The sequence below is a fragment of the Pseudomonas sp. 13159349 genome, from assembly GCF_013305685.1.
GTDB classification, from domain to species: Bacteria; Pseudomonadota; Gammaproteobacteria; order Pseudomonadales; family Pseudomonadaceae; genus Aquipseudomonas; species Aquipseudomonas asiatica.
In genome coordinates this window covers 4,170,391-4,185,895 of the sequence record NZ_CP045553.1, presented here as the reverse complement: position 1 = coordinate 4,185,895, position 15,505 = coordinate 4,170,391, and the positions used below count along the sequence as shown (strand labels likewise).

Here is a 15,505-nt window from a genome sequence, read left to right as displayed (position 1 = left end):
ATTGCCCTTCATTGACCCCGCCTGCGGTCATCCCCGTCAACGGCAACTGCTCATTCATCCAAGGAACGCCCCAATGGCCTTATCTACTGCAGATTTTCGCGATCAGTTGGAGCAGAAACTGCACCACCATCTGACCTTGTCCCACCCGATATTCGAGGAATTGCTTGCGCCCGAGGGCAACCGGCTGCTGCTGCGCAAGGTCGCGCTGCAAGGCTACCAGCTCACCAAGTATTTCCTGACTTATGTCGAGCACTTGTTCTTTCATTGCCCGCTGCCCGCCCACAAGCGGGCATTGATCACCAATTGCTTCGAAGAAGAAACCGGCCGGCTTTCGCGCACAGATAACCATGTCGTGCTCATGCAGAACTTCCTGCGGGCACTCGGTATCACCGATGCCGAGCGTGATGCCGAGCAACCGCTGCCAGCCACCCGGGAGTTGATCGATTTCCGCCTGCAGGCGGTACGGGACCCGGCGCGTTATCACATTGGTGCAGCAGCAGTGATGATCGCCAGCGAGGGGCAGAACCTCGAGACCGTCGCTGGAGATGCACGGCACGTGTTGCTGGGGCGAGCCTATGGCCTGACCGAACAGGACCTGCTGTTCTTCTCGGTGCACCAGAAGGAAGACGTGGGCCACGTCAATGAAGGCTTGGACCTTGTCTCGCAGTTGTGCACCACCGCGCAGACGCAGGAAGAGGCGTTGCAGGCGGTAGACCACACCTGCCGGCTGTTCTACGCAATGTACGAAAACATGTACCAGGCCTATTGCCGAGCTCCGCAAGCCGAGGCGGTGTAATGCCCACACGATAAGGATTGGCCATGAAACAGAAATTCAGCTCTACCTTGATCGTCTCGGTGCTGGTAGTCGGCTTCGTGGTGATGTTTCTGTCCAGCGCATTGAAAGGGTTGTACCAAGTCTACTTCGTCGACCTGGCCTCGCACTTTGGCGAGGGGCGCGCAGCCTTGGCCACCGCAGGATCGCTGTTCGTCCTGACCATTGGCCTGGTGTCGCCCGTGGTGGGGTGGCTGAGCGACCGGGTTGGCCCCTTGAGCACGGTGGCCCTTGGCAGTCTCAGCGGCGGGGTGGTGCTGCTGGGCGTGACCTTCGCCGGCACGCACCTGCTGGTGTTCACCCTGGTGTATGGCCTGCTTGGAGCCTTTGCCCTTGCGGCGATGACCTATGTACCCATGGGTATTCTGGTCGATCGCCTGGTCGCCGAACGGTTCAAGGCCTTCGCTTTCGCATTCGTCACCAACGGCACGTCCATCGGCTTCATCGTGCTGTCGCCGTTGTGGATCATGCTGCAGCAGAGCGTGCCCTGGCAGTCGGTGTTCTCTTGGGTTGGCCTGATCTTCCTGGTGCCTTTGAGCCTGGCGCTGTATTGGGTATCCCGCACCGTGCCGCTGAAGCCCGACCCGCAGGCGGCAAAGGTCAGGCATCCGGTGATGTTTCTGCTGCGTGACCCGCGCTTCTTCGTGCTGGCGCTCAGTTTCGCCAGTTGTGGTGCCACCATGGCGTTCATCGATGTTCATCTGGTGTCGTTCTGGCAGGGTGAGGCGCTGCCCAGTTCGGTGCAGGCCAGCGGCCTGAGCCTGCTGGGTGTGCTGGAACTGGTCAGCGGCCTGCTGGCGGGTTGGTTGGCCACACGCTACAACAAGGGGCTGCTGTTGATGATGTTCTACCTGCTGCGAACCGCTGCGGTCATCGTGCTGCTGACCACGCCCGGGCCCCTCGGAACGTACGTGTTCGCTGTGCTGTTTGGCGCCAGTTACCTCGGAACGGTGGTGCTCACGTCTGCCTTCTGCTTCGCGCTGTATGGCGCCGAAATCAAAGGCAAGGTGTTTGGGATGCTGTTCCTGGTACACCAACTTGGCGCTTTGGTAGCCACGCAGCTGGGCGCACTGGATTTCGACCGGCATCAAAGCTACCAGCTGACCTTGGCCGGCCTGGCCACGGCCACGGCGGTGGCTGCCCTGGCGTCCTTGTGGCTGGTAGCGGTTCGCCCTTCAAGCGAAACCCTGGCCACTCAACTCGCCGAACCTGAATAGTCCACCGATCAATTGCGCATTGTTCAATGCAAACAAGGAGGCGCATAACCATGCAATCGACCGTGATTGGCCTGGATGATTTCAACGCAACTGATTTCAATGCAACCAGGGCGTTGCATGCTCACCGGGCCAGCGACCTGTCCGATGTGTTCTGTGAGCCGTTGGCCATGACGTCCGCCTATACCTTCGCTTCAGCCAAAGAGGCATGCGAGCGCTTCAGCGGCCAGCAGCAAGGCAATGTATACAGCCGGTTCACCAACCCGACCGTCCAAGCGTTTGAAAGCCGTGTGGCAGCGCTCGAACGCGCTGAAAGCGCAGTGGCGTTCGCTTCTGGTATGGGCGCTTTCACCGCGCTTTGTCACGCCTTTCTCCAGCAAGGCGACAACATCGTCTGCAGCCGGGACGTGTTCGGCACTACGGTCAATGCCTTCAGCTACTACATGGCCCGCTTCGGGATCGAGGCCCGATTCGTCGATTTGACAGACCTGGCGCAGTGGAAGTCAGCAATTGACGGCAGGACCCGCCTGGTGGTGTTGGAGTCGCCATCCAACCCGCTGCTGAAAATCGGTGATATCCGCGCCATAAGCATGCTGGCACATGAAAAAGGGGCATTGCTGGTGGTGGACAACACCTTGCTGACCCCTGTTTTTCAGCGGCCACACACACTGGGAGCGGACCTGGTCATCCACTCCGCTGGCAAGTACATGGATGGCCAGGGGCGTGCATTGGCGGGCGTCGTGACCGGTTCGCAAAGCCTCCTGCAGGTGTTGCGGGGTGTTCTGCGTACCTTGGGCATTTCTTGCAGCCCGTTCAACGCCTGGCTGCTGCTCAAAAGCCTGGAAACCCTCGAAGTCAGAATGATGCGGGCGCAGGAGAGCGCCTTTGAGCTGGCACGCTGGCTTATGGATCAGGACCTGGTGACTGAAGTCCATTACACCGGCCTTGAACACCACCCCCAGCATGCATTGGCATGCCGCCAGCAGGACGGCCATGGCGGGCTATTGGCTTTCGAGATCGTCGGGGGCCAGGCCGCAGCCTGGCAATGGATTGACGAACTGCGTTGTGTGGCGCGCTGTACCAACATCGGCGACACCCGCAGCATGGTCACGCATCCGGCCACAACCACACACGGGCGGTTGGACGCACAGGCACGCCAACAGGCGGGTATCACGGATGGTTTGATCAGGTTGTGTGTCGGCCTGGAGCGTGTTGACGATATCAAGGCCGACCTGCAACAGGCCTTCCGGGCCGTGTCCTCGCAAAGGTCCATGGCAGCGACGGCCGGCCGTCCCTGGAACGCGGTGTTCAATGGCTGAACTGCTCGCTTCAGGATTCGGCATCGGCGTGTTCGCCGTGGGGGTGCAGATCCTTGCATTGATCGCGGTATATGGCACGGCCTGCGCGAAGGAAGTGCGTTTTTATGCCGTGGCTTTTGTGCTGGCGAGTTGCGTGATGACAGGCATGGCGATGCTCGACCCGTTGGCATTCACCCAATGGCATGTCGATGGCCTGGCAGTAATGACGATGTGCGGCTGATGCCAGGCGCCGCCAATTTTCGATAACGGGTGCCGGTTCAACACCCGCTCATGACGTTCAGGGGTAACCAGATGTTCAAAGTAATGGCCATCAGCTTGGTGCTTGGCTGTGCGCTTCCGTTCGCAGCGGCCCGGGCTGAGGTCGCCGCCACCGATAGCGGCACCGTTGCCACTGTCAGCAAACGGCTTGTCTCTTTCTATAGTCAGCCACTGCCATCCGCTGGCAAGGCGATACCGATTCGGGTTCCGGCTGTGTTGTCGCTGCCGGCCAACGGTGCGGGCCCGGTACCGGCGGTGATCATCCTGCATGGCTCGGCGGGCATGGATTCGCGCGGCCCGTTGCATGGCGGCGACCTCAATGCCCGCGGCATCGCTACGCTGGAGTTGGATATGTGGGGCGCGCGCAGGCTTGCGGGCGGTGCACAAGGGCGGCCACCACGTGTGCACGATACCCTGCCGGACCTGGCAGGCGCCCTGGCTTACCTGGCCAAGCAACCCGGTGTCGATGACAAACGCGTGGGCGTGCTCGGGTTTTCCTGGGGTGGCGTACAGGCCATGCTCGCCGCCTCTGCTCCCATCAATGACGAACTGGAGAAAGCCTCAGGTGTTCGTCCCATCTCGATGGCCGCGTTCTACCCCGTGTGTTGGGGTTACAACCGTGTGCCAGGTTATACCTTCAAGCATCTGGCCCCGGCGCGCTTGCTGGTGCTGGTGGGCGAAAACGACCAGTACGACGATGACCCGCGTGCCTGTTCGTCGTTGATTTCAAACCTGCCCAGCGAAGACCAGGCGCGGGCGCAGGTGCTGGTGTACCCCGGCGCAGAGCACGGCTTCAATGGGTTGGAGGCTGCACAGGAGTATCAGGACCCGTTCCTGCACCGTGGCCAGGGAGGCGTGGGGCGTTCGGCACCTGACCCGGCAGCGCGCGACGCTTCGCGCCGGGCCGTGGTGGAGTTCTTCACCGAAAGCTTCGCCCCGACTGCGATAAGCGAGCGGTAGCAGCACAAAGATCTAGGCGCCCTCGTTAGCCAGAGCATGGCGAAACTGCAGTGGCGGCTGCGGCATTTCCTGGCGCCATGCCAGGCGAAAGGCATGGCTGCTGCCGTAGCCGCAACGCTCGGCGATCTGTTCCACGTTGAGATGGCTGCCGCGCAAAAGCTCACGGGCCAGGTCGATGCGTTGGGCGCGCAGGTAGTTCTGCAGCGTTTGGCCGGTATTATCGCGGAACAGCCGCGCCAGGTGCCGGTAGCTCACATTGAACTGGCTGGCCAGTTGTTCGAAGCTGAAGTTGGTACCCAGGTGTGCATCCATGTAGTCCTGGGCTGCATGCACCAACGGGTGGATGTGGTTGCGCGCCAGGTCTGCCGCGCGCAGTTGCACATCTTCGCCGGCGCGGCGACGGTAGATGACCAGTTCCTGCGCCACCTGGTTGGCTACTACCTTGCCAAATTGCAGGCTGACGATGTGCAGCGCCAGGTCGGTTCCGCTGGACACGCCTGCCGAGGTGAACACGCCATCATCCTCGACGAACAGGCGGTTCTCCAGCACCTTGGCTGCTGGGTAGCGCGTTCGCAGCAAGTCGACGTAACGATGGTGCGTGGTGCATTGCCGGCCATCCAGCAAGCCAGCTTCGCCCAGCAGAAACGCACCGGTGCATATGGAGCACAGTTGTATATCCGGCGTTTGCCTGACCACCTGCGCCAGCCACCGGGCTGTGGCGGTCAATATCGCGGTATCGGCGGGTGTCGCAGAGAGCTTGTTGCCCACCACGAACAGCAAGTCCTGCGGTGCCAGCCGGTCAGGCAACTGGTGCAGGCCACTCAGTGTCACGCCCTGAAAACTGCTGACTTGTTGTCTGGCGGCTATGCAACGTACGTTGACCGGAGCCAGCTGGAGTTCTTCAAGGCTCGCCATGATTTGTAACGGGCCGCCGAGATCAAGGATGTGGGTGCCCGGAAGCAGCAAGAACCAGATGGTACGCATTACAGTATTCCTTACATCGCCAAGCGCCTGACCTTGAGCGGCACGTTACCAATATGGCGCAAAAAGGCAATTTGCATGAATACCAGGTGGTCAGGTGCCTTCGCCTTCTGGCAGCAGCCTTCCCAGGAGCGGTGGCACAGGCCCTGGGGCGGCAGGTTCGTCATCGAAGCCCGCGGGCACCTTGCCCCGCAGGTGCCAGGCAAAGGCGATGATTTCGGCGATGGTCAGATACAGCGCCTCCGGTATCTGGTCCCCCAGCTCCAGGCGCGCCAGCAGACGCACCAGCTCGGCATTTTCGTAGATCGGCACCTCGTGTTCCCGGGCCAATGCCAGGATGGCCTCGGCCAGCGCATCGTCACCCTTGGCGGTGAGGGTCGGAGCTTGCTGCCCGTCGTAGAACAGGGCAATCGCCTGGCGTGCAGGTTGGTGCGTCATGCGTTCTCATCCACCCAACGTTGTTCTACCCGCGTACGCGGGCCTTGTGGTGGGATACCAGGATGGCATTCCAGATCACCCACATCCAGGCCCCGCGCCAACAGGCGTTCGCGCAAGCTGCCGAGCTGGCTGTCGATCAGCCGGGCTGTCGCCTCGCGTTCCGCCCAAAGCTGGCCACCCAGGCGGCCTTGGCTCAGTTGTGCCTGGACCTGCACCGGGCCAAGGGGCGAGAGGTCGAAAGCCAGCTCGATACGCCACAGGGCTTGCAGCGGGTCGGCTGACTCCTGCTGGCGGTCGGCCTGCTGTTGTGGCGTTTCCTCGCGCTGCAGCTTGACCTGCAACGGGATGAACTCCTGGCCGTGACGGATCGGCACTTCGGTTTGCCAGGTGGTCTGCAGGTTGCCGTTTTCCAGGGTACCGGTTTGTTGCAGGCTGCTCATGGCATGGCTTTGCAGGCGCGATACGGCAGCGGCGGCCAGGCGTAGCAATTGTTGCAGGTCGCCTTCGTCCTCCATGGCCTTGAGCAGGCGCGACGGCAGCGGGAATGCGCCCGGCTGCGGCTTGGGGCTGACCCGTTCGAGCATGCCCAGCGCGCTGCGGGCCAGGACCGGCATGGTAACGGCCAGGCTGGCGGGCGCCAGGTTGGGCGCCCCGGGTACGCTTGCCGGCGTGATGGTGATCAGCCGCAGCAAGTGGGCCTTGAGGTCGGTGGCGACGCTGGCCGGGAAACCGCCCAGCAGTTTGGCTTCGAGAAAGGCACCGCTGTTGTTCAGGGCCTGCGCCACTGCCTTGGCATCACCCAGTTGCCGGGCTTCTGGCAGGCTCGCCAGCAGGCGTTCGGCGCTGGCTCGCAATTCGCCATCGGCGCCCGGGTCGCGGGCCACCTGTTGCAGGGCATTGAGCAGGCCGGGCAGCGAAGCCTGGCGGTTTTGTTGGGTCAGCAGCTGCTGGGCAATGCTGAGCTGGTCCTGGCGGCCGCTGAGCGGTACGAAACGCAGCGACTGGTCGCCCTGCACCAGCGCGCTGAGCAGGCTGCCAACGGCCAGCGGGCGCGGGCTGTCCACGCTCAGGGTAGCGCCGGCCTGGGCGCTGTTGAGCAGGCTGACCAGCGCCCGGTAGACGGCTGGCTGGCCGGGCGCCTGGGCCAGCGCCTGGTTGGTCAGGACCTTGCCCTGCAGCAGGGTGCCGACCGGCACTTTGCTGGTGTCCAGGCGGGTGAGGGTGGCGACCTGGCTGGCGCTGGCCTGCTGCAGCATGATCGCCAGGCGGTTGCTTTCGGTCTGGCTGACCGTGACCTGGCTGCCCTGGGGCAGGGGCTGGCTGGCGCTGGCTTGCAGCTGGGTCTGGGTGCCGTTGGCCTGCATCAGCCGCAGCACCAGCTGAAAATCCTGGCCCACCTGGCGCAACGACATGACTTCGGCCTGGGCGGTCTCGCCGGGGGCCATCAAGCCGGGTTGCGGTTGTGTCAGGCGCAGCAGTTCGCCGGTCATGCCCGCCTTGATGGCCTGGGGGCTGATTGCGGTTTGTGCGCCGAGACTATTGATTTCAGTCATGATTGTATACAACCTGTCGAACCCGCCCTCTTGGCAGCGCGGCGGCGCGTGTAATAATGCCGACCGTCCGTCGTTGCCAGTATAACGGCAGCGAGGGGGGCGACTTGAGATACAGGGCTCCAGGGCCGTGTCGCCTGCTTCGCGGGTGAACCCGCTCCTACAAGGGGTTGCGCAGCTTTCAAGCCTTGCGTGAAACCTTGTGGGAGCGGGCGTGCCCGCGAAGCAGGCGACACCGCTCCGGAGCCCTACAAAGATAAGGCGAAACCGTGACCCTTCACCTCCAAGCCGCGGGCCTGGCCTGCGAGCGCGACTGGCGCCTGCTGTTCGAGCACCTCGCTTTCGAGCTGCGGCCCGGCGACATGCTGCAGATCAGCGGCCCCAACGGCAGCGGCAAGACCAGCCTGCTGCGCTTGCTGGCCGGCCTGATGCAGCCGACGGCCGGGCAGATCCTGCTGGGTGGCAAGCCACTGGCCGAGCAGCGCCACGCCCTGGCCAGCATCCTGTTGTGGATCGGCCATGCAGCGGGCATCAAGGACCTGCTCACCGCCGAGGAGAACCTCACCTGGCTGTGCGCCCTGCACCAGCCGGCCAGCCGCGAGGCGATCTGGGCGGCACTGGCGGGCGTCGGCCTGCGTGGTTTCGAAGACGTGCCCTGCCACACCCTGTCTGCCGGCCAGCAGCGCCGCGTGGCCCTGGCCCGGCTGTACCTGGCCAGCCCGCCGCTGTGGATCCTCGACGAACCCTTCACCGCCCTCGACAAGCAGGGCGTGGCGCAGCTCGAGGCGCACCTGGCGGCCCACTGCGAGCAGGGCGGCACCGTAGTGCTGACCACCCACCACACGCTGGAACGCAAGCCCTCCGGTTACCGTGAACTGAACCTGGGGCAATGGGCGGCATGAGCGTATTCATCCTGTTGTTGCGCCGCGAAGCGCGCCTGCTGTTCCGCCGCCCGGCCGAGCTGGCCAACCCGTTGGTATTCTTCGCCATCGTGGTTGCGCTGTTCCCGCTGGCAGTCGGCCCGGAAAGCCAATTGTTGCAAACCTTGTCGCCAGGCTTGGTCTGGGTGGCGGCACTGCTGGCGGTGCTGTTGTCGCTGGACGGCCTGTTCCGCAGCGATTTCGAGGACGGCTCGCTGGAACAGTGGGTGCTGTCGCCGCACCCGTTGGCGCTGCTGGTGCTGGCCAAGGTGCTGGCACACTGGATCTTTTCCGGGCTGGCGCTGGTATTGTTGGCGCCGCTGCTGGCGCTGATGCTGGGGCTGCCTAGCCATTGCCTGCCGGTGCTGCTCGGTTCGCTGCTGCTGGGTACGCCGGTGCTGAGCCTTTTGGGCGCGGTGGGCGCGGCGCTGACAGTCGGTCTGAAACGCGGCGGTTTGCTGCTGGCATTGCTGATTCTGCCGTTGTATATCCCTGTATTGATCCTGGGCAGTGGTGCGTTGCAAGCGGCGTTGCAGAATATGCCGGCAACCGGCCACTTGCTCTGGCTCGCCAGCCTGACGGCCCTGGCCGTGACCCTGGCACCCTTTGCGATAGCGGCCGGCCTGAAGATCAGCGTCGGCGAATAACGAGTCCCGGGCTTCCAAGCCCGGCCAATACCCTGGATGTACCCTGATGAAAATAAGCTGGACGTGGTTCCACAAGCTGGGCTCCCCCAAATGGTTCTATGCCATCAGCGGCCGCATGCTGCCGTGGCTTGCCGGCGCTGCCGTGCTCCTGCTGCTGGTCGGCATCACCTGGGGCCTGGCCTTCGCCCCCCAGGACTACCAGCAAGGCAACAGCTTCCGCATCATCTACATCCACGTACCGGCGGCGATGCTGGCGCAGTCCTGCTACGTGCTGCTGGCAGTGGCCGGGGTGGTGGGGCTGGTATGGAAGATGAAACTGGCCGACGTCGCCTTGCAATGCGCCGCCCCCATCGGTGCCTGGATGACCGCCGTGGCACTGGTCACCGGGGCCATCTGGGGCAAGCCCACCTGGGGAAGCTGGTGGGTCTGGGATGCCCGGCTGACGTCCATGCTCATCCTGTTGTTCCTGTACTTCGGCATTATTGCGCTGGGCCAGGCAATCAGTAATCGTGACAGTGCAGCCAAGGCCTGTGCGGTACTGGCGATCGTCGGCGTGGTGAACATCCCGATCATCAAGTACTCGGTGGAGTGGTGGAACACCCTGCACCAGGGCGCCACCTTCACCCTCACCGAAAAGCCGGCGATGCCCGCAGAAATGTGGTTGCCGCTGCTGTGCACGGCGCTGGGCTTCTACTGCTTCTTCGGCGCGGTGCTGTTGCTGCGCATGCGCCTTGAAGTACTCAAGCGCGAAGCGCGCGCCAGTTGGGTCAAGGATGAAGTATTGAACAGCCTGGGGCGGAGGGCCGCACAATGAGTTTCGCCACCTTCGGTGACTTTCTCGCCATGGGCCACCATGGCCTGTACGTGTGGACGGCCTATGGCATCTGCCTGGCGGTGCTGGCGCTGAATGTCGCCACGCCCGTGCTGGCCCGCCGTCGCTACCTGCAAGATGAGGCGCGCCGTTTGCGCCGGGAGAACAACCAGTGAATCCGCAGCGCAAGAAACGCCTGTTGCTCATCGTCGGCCTGCTGGTCGGCGTCGGGGTTGCCGTCGGCTTTGCCTTGAGCGCATTGCAGCAGAACATCAACCTGTTCTACACACCGACCCAGATCGCCAACGGCGAAGCGCCGCTGGACACCCGCATCCGCGCCGGCGGCATGGTCGAGAAAGGTTCGGTACAGCGTTCGTCCGATTCGCTGGACGTGCGTTTCGTGGTCACCGACTTCAACAAGTCGGTGCCGATCACCTACCGTGGCATCCTCCCCGACCTGTTCCGCGAAGGGCAGGGCATCGTCGCCCTCGGCAAGCTCAACGCCGATGGCGTGGTGGTGGCCGATGAAGTACTGGCCAAGCACGACGAGAAGTACATGCCGCCCGAGGTTACCAAGGCCCTGAAGGAAAGCGGCCAGGCCGCCACCGGCGGGGAGGCCAGGCCATGAACGCGGCGCTGGTGATCCCCGAACTCGGCCAGCTGGCGATGATCCTGGCCATCTGCTTTGCTGCCGTGCAGGCCAGCGTGCCGCTGCTCGGCGCCTGGCGTGGCGACAGCCTGTGGATGAGCCTGGCGCGACCGGCTGCCTGGGGGCAGTTCGCCTTCCTGGCCTTTGCCTTCGCCTGCCTGACCCATGCCTTCATGACCGACAACTTCTCGGTCGCCTATGTGGCCAGCAACTCCAACAGCGCCTTGCCCTGGTACTACAAGTTCAGTGCCGTGTGGGGGGCGCACGAAGGTTCGCTGCTGCTGTGGGCGCTGATCCTCGGCGGCTGGACCTTCGCCGTGTCGGTGTTCTCGCGGCAGTTGCCGCAGGTGATGCTGGCCCGCGTGCTTGCGGTAATGGGCATGATCAGCGTGGGCTTCCTGAGCTTCCTGATCATCACTTCCAACCCGTTCCAGCGCCTGCTGCCGCAGGTGCCGACCGATGGCCGCGACCTCAACCCGCTGTTGCAGGACTTTGGCCTGATCGTCCACCCGCCGATGCTGTACATGGGCTACGTCGGGTTCTCGGTGGCCTTCGCCTTCGCCATCGCCGCCTTGCTCGGTGGCCGCCTGGACGCCGCCTGGGCGCGCTGGTCGCGGCCCTGGACCATCGTTGCCTGGGCCTTCCTCGGTGTCGGCATTACCCTGGGTTCGTGGTGGGCCTACTATGAACTGGGCTGGGGTGGCTGGTGGTTCTGGGACCCGGTGGAAAACGCCTCGTTCATGCCTTGGCTGGTGGGTACGGCGCTGATCCACTCGCTGGCGGTGACCGAAAAGCGCGGGGTATTCAAGAGCTGGACCGTGCTGCTGGCGATTGCCGCGTTCTCGCTGAGCCTGCTGGGTACCTTCCTGGTGCGCTCCGGTGTCCTGACCTCGGTGCATGCGTTTGCCGCCGACCCGTCGCGGGGCATTTTCATCCTGATCTTCCTGCTGTTCGTGGTCGGTGGTTCGCTCACTCTGTTCGCCCTGCGCGCACCGGTGGTCAAGAGCCAGGTCGGCTTTGCCCTGTGGTCGCGCGAGACGCTGCTGCTGGCCAACAACCTGGTGCTGGTAGTGGCGGCCTCGATGATTCTGCTCGGCACCCTCTACCCGCTGGTGCTCGATGCGTTGACCGGTGCCAAGCTGTCGGTCGGCCCACCGTATTTCGACGCCTTGTTCCTGCCGCTGATGGCACTGCTGATGGTGGTGCTGGGCGTGGGCGTGGTGGTGCGCTGGAAAGACACCCCCGGTAAATGGCTGGCCAGCATGATGACCCCGGTGCTGCTCGGCAGCGCCATCCTCGCGCCGGTGGCAGGCTTTATCGTCGACGACTTCGACTGGCCGACCCTGACCGCCTTCGCCCTGGCCGCCTGGGTGGTGCTTGGCGGGCTGCGCGACATTCTCGACAAGACCCGTCACAAAGGCCTGCTCAAGGGCCTGCCTGGCCTGGGTCGCAGCTACTGGGGCATGCAGCTGGCGCACCTGGGCCTGGCGGTGTGCGCGCTGGGCGTGGTGCTGTCGAGCAACAACAGCGCTGAACGCGACCTGCGCATGGCACCGGGCGAGAGCGTGGAGCTGGGCGGTTACCACTTCCTGTTCCAGGGGGCCCGGCACTTCGAAGGGCCGAACTTCATCTCCGACAAGGGCACCGTGGTGGTCAGCCGCGATGGCCGTGAAGTGACCACCCTGCACCCGGAGAAGCGCCTGTACACCGTGCAGCAGTCGATGATGACCGAAGCCGGCATCGACGCCGGCTTTACCCGCGACCTGTACGTCGCCCTCGGCGAGCCGCTGGAGAACGGCGCCTGGGCAGTACGCGTGCATATCAAGCCTTACGTCCGCTGGATCTGGCTGGGCGGTCTGCTGACCGGCCTGGGCGGGTTGCTGGCGGCCCTCGACCGGCGCTATCGCGTCAAGGTCAAGACCCGGGTGCGTGATGCCCTGGGCGTGTCTGGAGCAGCTGCATGAAGCGTTGGATCATGGTAGTCCCCCTGGCGGTATTCCTGCTGGTGGCGGTGTTCCTCTACAAAGGGCTGTTCCTCAAGCCCGACGAGCTGCCCTCGGCAATGATCGGCAAGCCGTTCCCGGCGTTTTCCCTGGCCTCGACCCAGGGCGACCGTACCCTGACCGAGGCCGACTTGCGGGGCCGCCCGGCACTGGTCAACGTGTGGGCCACCTGGTGCCCGTCGTGCAAGGTAGAGCACCCGTACCTGAACCAGCTGGCCCAGCAGGGTGTGGTGATCCACGGCGTCAACTACAAGGACGACAATGCGGCGGCCCTGAAGTGGCTGGCCGAGTTCCACAACCCGTACCAGCTGGACATTCGTGACGAGCAGGGCAGCCTGGGCCTGGACCTGGGCGTGTATGGCGCGCCGGAAACCTTCCTGATCGATGCCAAGGGCATCATCCGCTACAAGCACGTGGGCGTGGTCGATGCCACGGTCTGGCGTGAGCAGCTGGCGCCGCTGTACCAGGGCCTGGTCGACGAGGCCAGGCCATGAAGAGGGGGCTGGCAGCTGCCGTGCTGGGGCTCTTCATGGGGTTGAGCCTGGCAGGCGTGGCCAAGGCGGCCATCGACACCTACCAGTTCCGCGACGATGCCGAGCGTGAGCGCTACCAGCAGCTGACCAAAGAGCTGCGCTGCCCCAAGTGCCAGAACCAGGACATCGCCGACTCCAACGCGCCGATTGCCGCCGACCTGCGTCGGGAAATCTTCCGCATGCTCGGCGAGGGCAAGAGCAACCAGCAGATCGTCGACTTCATGGTCGACCGCTATGGCGACTTCGTGCGCTACAAGCCGGCGCTCAGCGGGCGTACCTGGCTGCTGTGGTTCGGCCCGGGGATTTTGCTGGCTGGTGGTTTCGTGGTGCTGGCGCTGATCGTGCGCCGGCGCCGCAGTGCGGCCGTGCAGGGCGCCAACGAGTTGTCCGCCGAAGAACGCGAGCGTCTCGCCAAATTGCTGGAAAAAGAACAGACCCATGATTGAATTCTGGCTTAGCGCGGGCCTGCTGCTGCTCGCTGCCCTCAGCTTCCTGCTGATCCCGATCCTGCGTGGCCGTGGCCGCCAGCAGGAAGAAGACCGCACCGCCCTGAACGTGGCCCTGTACCAGGAACGCGTCGCCGAACTGGCTGCCCAGCAGGCCGCCGGCGTGCTCGATGAGGCGCAAATGGCCAAAGGCCGTGACGAGGCCGCCCGTGAGCTGCTGGCGGATACCGAAGGTGCCGAGGCCCCGCGTCAGGGCCACTTGGGCAAGGCCCTGCCGTTGCTGGCGGCGCTGCTTGTGCCGCTGCTGGCATTGGGGCTGTACCTGCATTTCGGCGCGGCCGACAAGGTTGAGCTGACCCAGGAGTTTGCCGAAGCGCCCAAATCGATGGAAGAAATGACTGCCCGCCTGGAGCGGGTGGTGCAGGCCCAGCCGGATTCGGCCGAGGCCGTGTACTTCCTGGGCCGAGCCTACATGGCCGAGCAGCGCCCCGCCGATGCCGCGCGTACATTCGAGCGCGCCGTGGCCCTGGCCGGTCGCCAGCCCGAATTGCTCGGGCAATGGGCACAGGCGCTGTACTTCGCTGCCGACAAGAAATGGAGCCCGCAGCTGCAGGCGCTGACTGACGAGGCGCTGAAAGCCGACCCCAACGAAGTGACCAGCCTGGGCCTGCGTGGTATCGCTGCCTTCGAGGGCGAGCGTTACCAGGAAGCCATCGATTACTGGAAGCGCCTGCTGGCGCAACTGCCGGAAGGTGATACCTCGCGTGCGGCGCTACAGGGCGGTATCGACCGCGCTGCCGAGCGCCTGGGCGGTTCGCCGGGGCAGGCTGCGGCGCCCGTGGCGGCTCGCTTGAAGGTGCGCGTGGAACTGGCTGCGGCCTTGAAGGACAAGGTCAAGCCGGACGACACGGTATTCATCTTCGCCCGCGCCAGCAATGGCCCACCCATGCCGCTGGCGGCCAAGCGGGTGACTGTGGCGCAGTTGCCGATCGAGGTGGAACTGTCCGATGCTGACGCCATGATGCCGCAGATGAAACTGTCGGACTTTGCCGAAGTCCAACTCGTTGCACGTGTATCACGCGCTGGCCAGCCAACCCATGGCGAGTGGATTGGCCAGGGCACGCCATTGCCCAGCGCCACCCAGGCCATCCAGCACCTGACCATCGACAGCCCCGACCCGTAAGAGAGCAATGCCATGCACAGCATCGTCCGCCTGACCCTGATCACCCTGGCCCTGGGTTTGTCTGCGTGTACGGTGCATGAGCCGTACGAGCAGCCCGAACCACCGATCGAGCGCCTGCCGCCGCCGGGGCCGGCGGTCAAGCCCTTGCCGGACAGGCAGCCGGCCCCCGCGCCGAGCAAGCCTGCGGCCACGCCCAAGCCGATGCCACGCACCTCGGCCAGCTTCGCGCCGCCGCCTGGCGGGGCGAGCCATTGGGACCCGAAGCTGGGTGTGTATGTGCTGGAGAAGAAGCCCAATACCTTCTACCGCCAGCGGACCTACTACCGCTTCAACAACGGCTGGAGCTGGTCGCTGAGCCCGGATGGACCGTGGCAGGAGACTGACAGCAGCGGTGTGCCGGGTGGTCTGGGGCGTGCGTTCGCCCAATAATTGCAAGGTTGCCGTTGCCGTTGCCGTTGCTTTTGCTTTTGCTTTTAAGCGCGCGGTAGTCCAGGCGCCACCGATTGCGACTTCAGGAGGCCGAGCGAAGGGACTGCGGAGGGAGGTGACGGGCATGGATGCCCGTCAAGCGCTGAGGCCCCATGGATGGGGCCTGCAGCGCGTACTCCCGGGAGCAGGCCCGTAGCGAGGGAACCCCGGAGCGCAGCGTAGGGGCCGGATGATAGGAGCCAGCGTTTTTTGGTTACTTTTTGTCGCGTTTGACAAAAAGTGACCCGCCGTAAGGGCGGAAAGGTGAATAAGCGCCACCTTCGAAAATGAAT

Annotated in this window: 18 protein-coding genes; 15 read left to right on the top strand and 3 right to left on the bottom strand. The window is 64.2% G+C overall.

Features of this window, described 5'->3' with window-relative positions; all coding sequences use genetic code 11:
* The first annotated feature begins 73 nt into the window (after positions 1–73).
* From GEV38_RS19315 to GEV38_RS19295, 5 genes are all read left to right on the top strand, one after another.
* Positions 74–796, top strand: coding sequence for a TenA family transcriptional regulator (locus GEV38_RS19315; protein WP_054573512.1), 723 nt, complete (start codon positions 74–76; stop codon positions 794–796).
* Between the two features lie 23 nt (positions 797–819).
* Positions 820–2,049: an MFS transporter gene (locus GEV38_RS19310; RefSeq protein WP_003257315.1), complete on the top strand. Its 1,230-nt coding sequence runs from the start codon at positions 820–822 to the stop codon at positions 2,047–2,049.
* Between the two features lie 50 nt (positions 2,050–2,099).
* Positions 2,100–3,365 (top strand): aminotransferase class I/II-fold pyridoxal phosphate-dependent enzyme, encoded by a 1,266-nt coding sequence (locus tag GEV38_RS19305; RefSeq protein WP_054573513.1) that lies wholly within the window; start codon positions 2,100–2,102, stop codon positions 3,363–3,365.
* Positions 3,358–3,585 carry a hypothetical protein gene (locus GEV38_RS19300; protein WP_015271192.1) on the top strand — a complete coding sequence of 76 codons (228 nt, stop codon included), beginning with the start codon at positions 3,358–3,360 and terminating at the stop codon, positions 3,583–3,585. The genes GEV38_RS19305 and GEV38_RS19300 overlap by 8 nt, the downstream gene beginning before the upstream one ends.
* Positions 3,586–3,656: 71 nt before the next feature.
* Positions 3,657–4,583 carry a dienelactone hydrolase family protein gene (locus tag GEV38_RS19295; protein ID WP_054573514.1) on the top strand — a complete coding sequence of 309 codons (927 nt, stop codon included), beginning with the start codon at positions 3,657–3,659 and terminating at the stop codon, positions 4,581–4,583.
* Positions 4,584–4,595: 12 nt separating this feature from the next.
* Here the strand turns inward: GEV38_RS19295 and GEV38_RS19290 are convergent, their stop codons facing one another.
* From GEV38_RS19290 to GEV38_RS19280, 3 genes are all read right to left on the bottom strand, one after another.
* A complete protein-coding gene (locus GEV38_RS19290) occupies positions 4,596–5,567 on the bottom strand; it encodes a GlxA family transcriptional regulator (RefSeq protein WP_015271190.1) in 972 nt (323 codons plus the stop codon).
* Positions 5,568–5,657: 90 nt separating this feature from the next.
* Positions 5,658–6,002 (bottom strand): EscU/YscU/HrcU family type III secretion system export apparatus switch protein, encoded by a 345-nt coding sequence (locus GEV38_RS19285; protein WP_015271189.1) that lies wholly within the window; start codon positions 6,000–6,002, stop codon positions 5,658–5,660.
* A complete protein-coding gene (locus tag GEV38_RS19280; RefSeq protein WP_015271188.1) occupies positions 5,999–7,555 on the bottom strand; it encodes a flagellar hook-length control protein FliK in 1,557 nt (518 codons plus the stop codon). Before GEV38_RS19280 ends, GEV38_RS19285 begins: the two co-directional genes overlap by 4 nt.
* 266 nt (positions 7,556–7,821) lie before the next feature.
* Between GEV38_RS19280 and ccmA the strand changes: the two genes are divergently transcribed.
* The 10 genes from ccmA to GEV38_RS19230 are packed head-to-tail and all read left to right on the top strand — an operon-like array spanning position 7,822 to position 15,173.
* The gene (ccmA, locus tag GEV38_RS19275) at positions 7,822–8,454 is read left to right on the top strand and encodes a cytochrome c biogenesis heme-transporting ATPase CcmA (RefSeq protein ID WP_054573515.1); all 633 of its coding nucleotides are present in this window, start codon (positions 7,822–7,824) and stop codon (positions 8,452–8,454) included.
* Complete coding sequence (gene ccmB / locus GEV38_RS19270; RefSeq protein ID WP_013973563.1) at positions 8,442–9,119, top strand: heme exporter protein CcmB; 678 nt, start codon at positions 8,442–8,444, stop codon at positions 9,117–9,119. The genes ccmA and ccmB overlap by 13 nt, the downstream gene beginning before the upstream one ends.
* A gap of 46 nt (positions 9,120–9,165) precedes the next feature.
* Positions 9,166–9,933, top strand: a complete 768-nt coding sequence (locus GEV38_RS19265) for a heme ABC transporter permease (protein WP_012273476.1) — start codon at positions 9,166–9,168, stop codon at positions 9,931–9,933.
* The gene (ccmD, locus tag GEV38_RS19260) at positions 9,930–10,106 is read left to right on the top strand and encodes a heme exporter protein CcmD (RefSeq protein ID WP_003257324.1); all 177 of its coding nucleotides are present in this window, start codon (positions 9,930–9,932) and stop codon (positions 10,104–10,106) included. Before GEV38_RS19265 ends, ccmD begins: the two co-directional genes overlap by 4 nt.
* A complete protein-coding gene (ccmE, locus tag GEV38_RS19255) occupies positions 10,103–10,558 on the top strand; it encodes a cytochrome c maturation protein CcmE (protein WP_015271187.1) in 456 nt (151 codons plus the stop codon). Before ccmD ends, ccmE begins: the two co-directional genes overlap by 4 nt.
* An 11-nt stretch (positions 10,559–10,569) precedes the next feature.
* Positions 10,570–12,543 (top strand): heme lyase CcmF/NrfE family subunit, encoded by a 1,974-nt coding sequence (locus GEV38_RS19250; protein WP_015271186.1) that lies wholly within the window; start codon positions 10,570–10,572, stop codon positions 12,541–12,543.
* Positions 12,540–13,076 carry a DsbE family thiol:disulfide interchange protein gene (locus GEV38_RS19245; RefSeq protein WP_015271185.1) on the top strand — a complete coding sequence of 179 codons (537 nt, stop codon included), beginning with the start codon at positions 12,540–12,542 and terminating at the stop codon, positions 13,074–13,076. Before GEV38_RS19250 ends, GEV38_RS19245 begins: the two co-directional genes overlap by 4 nt.
* Entirely contained in the window at positions 13,073–13,561 is a 489-nt protein-coding gene (locus tag GEV38_RS19240) for a cytochrome c-type biogenesis protein (protein ID WP_003257333.1), read from the top strand. The genes GEV38_RS19245 and GEV38_RS19240 overlap by 4 nt, the downstream gene beginning before the upstream one ends.
* Entirely contained in the window at positions 13,554–14,744 is a 1,191-nt protein-coding gene (gene ccmI, locus GEV38_RS19235; protein ID WP_015271184.1) for a c-type cytochrome biogenesis protein CcmI, read from the top strand. Before GEV38_RS19240 ends, ccmI begins: the two co-directional genes overlap by 8 nt.
* A gap of 12 nt (positions 14,745–14,756) precedes the next feature.
* Positions 14,757–15,173, top strand: coding sequence for a hypothetical protein (locus GEV38_RS19230; RefSeq protein WP_013973557.1), 417 nt, complete (start codon positions 14,757–14,759; stop codon positions 15,171–15,173).
* The last annotated feature ends 332 nt before the right edge of the window (positions 15,174–15,505 follow it).